Source organism: Streptomyces sp. NPDC020192 (assembly GCF_044388685.1).
Taxonomy (GTDB): domain Bacteria; phylum Actinomycetota; class Actinomycetes; order Streptomycetales; family Streptomycetaceae; genus Streptomyces.
This window is the reverse complement of the sequence record NZ_JBIRXG010000127.1, coordinates 1-1,496: the sequence shown is the minus strand read 5'-3', so window position 1 is coordinate 1,496 and position 1,496 is coordinate 1. Positions and strand designations below refer to the sequence as shown.

1 protein-coding gene is annotated in these 1,496 nt (G+C 75.2%); it reads right to left on the bottom strand.

What is annotated here, in order from left to right; translation table 11 throughout:
- On the bottom strand, positions 1-1,496 hold a 1,496-nt coding region (locus tag ACH47Z_RS47190), incomplete at both ends, for a polyketide synthase dehydratase domain-containing protein (RefSeq protein ID WP_399086850.1).

Genomic DNA, 1,496 nt, shown 5'->3' with positions numbered 1-1,496 from the left:
GCCACCACACGACCCAGCGCACCCGTACCACCCGTCACCAGCACCACATCGTCCGCACCGAACGGCACACCGCCGTCAGACCGGACACCGGTACGGGCAAGGCGCGGGGCAAGCAGCTCCCCCTTGCGTACGGCGATCTGGGGCTCGTCGGTGCGGAGGACCGCCGAGTCCGGGGTGTCGTCGTCCGGAGCGAGGTCGGCGAGGAGGAACCGGCCGGGGTGCTCGGACTGGGCCGAGCGCACCAGGCCCCACACGGCGGCGGCCATCGGGTCCGGCGCCTCGTCGGCCAGGGCTGCGACGGCGCCGCGGGTGACGAACAGCAGCCGTCCGGGCCGGTCCTCGGCCAGGTGCTCCTGGAGCCGGGCCAGGGCGGCGGCGACACCGGTGCGCACCTCGGCCACCAGGTCGCCGTCGGCGGTACGCCCGGCCACGGGGACCACGGTGACGTCGTCGTCCGCGTGGTCGTCCGCCGGTGCGACCGGAACCCACTCGATGCGGGAGGGCCGTACACCCGCCGTCGCACGGACGGTCCGCGCGTCGCCGACGGGCCGCAGCCGGATTCCCTCGATCTCGGCCACGGGCTGTCCGCCGGCATCGGCCGCGGTCAGCGCGATCCCGCCGTTCTCGGCCCGGAGCCGGACGCGCAGGGCGCGGGCGCCCACGGCGTGGAGACGCGCGCCGGTCCACGCGAAGGGCAGTTGGCCGTCCTTCCAGTCCTCGACCAGGTCGGCGCAGCCGAGGGCGTGCAGGGCCGCGTCGAGCAGCGCGGGGTGCAGGCCGTAGCCGGCGACGGAGGCGGTTTCGTCCGGGAGGGCGATGTCGGCGTAGACGGCGCCGTCGCGTACCCAGGCGGCACGCAGGCCGCGGAAGAGGGGGCCGTACGCGAACCCCGTGGCGGCCAGGTCGTCGTAGAGACCGTCGACGGACACGGGTTCGGCGCCCTGCGGCGGCCATGCGGTCAACGCCTCGGGTTCCGGGCCGGTTTCGGGCGCCAGGACACCGATCGCGTGCTGGGTCCAGGCGTCCTCGTCGTCCTCGGGCCGGGAGTAGATGCCGACCTGACGGCGCCCGTCGGATTCGGTCCCCTCGACCCTTACCTGAAGACGCACCGAGCCGTGGGCCGGGAGGGCCAGCGGGGCCTGCAGCGCGAGGTCGTCCACCCGGGGGCAGCCGATGTGCTCGCCCGCCGCGAGGGCGAGGTCCAGGAAGGCCGTGCCCGGCAGCAGGGCGGGCCCCAGGATGGCGTGGTCGGCCAGCCATGGATGCGTGCTCAGCGACACACTCCCGGTGAACGCGACCGCGTCCGTGCCGGGCAGTTCGACGCCGGCCCCGAGCAGGGGGTGCCCGGTGGGCGTGAGGCCCACTCCCGCCAGGCCGGCGGGACCGGCAACGGGCGGAGCGAGCCAGAAGCGTTCGCGTTGGAAGGCGTACGTCGGAAGGTCGACGCGACGCGCTGCCGTACCCGCGAAGAACCGGTCCCACGCAACAGCGACACC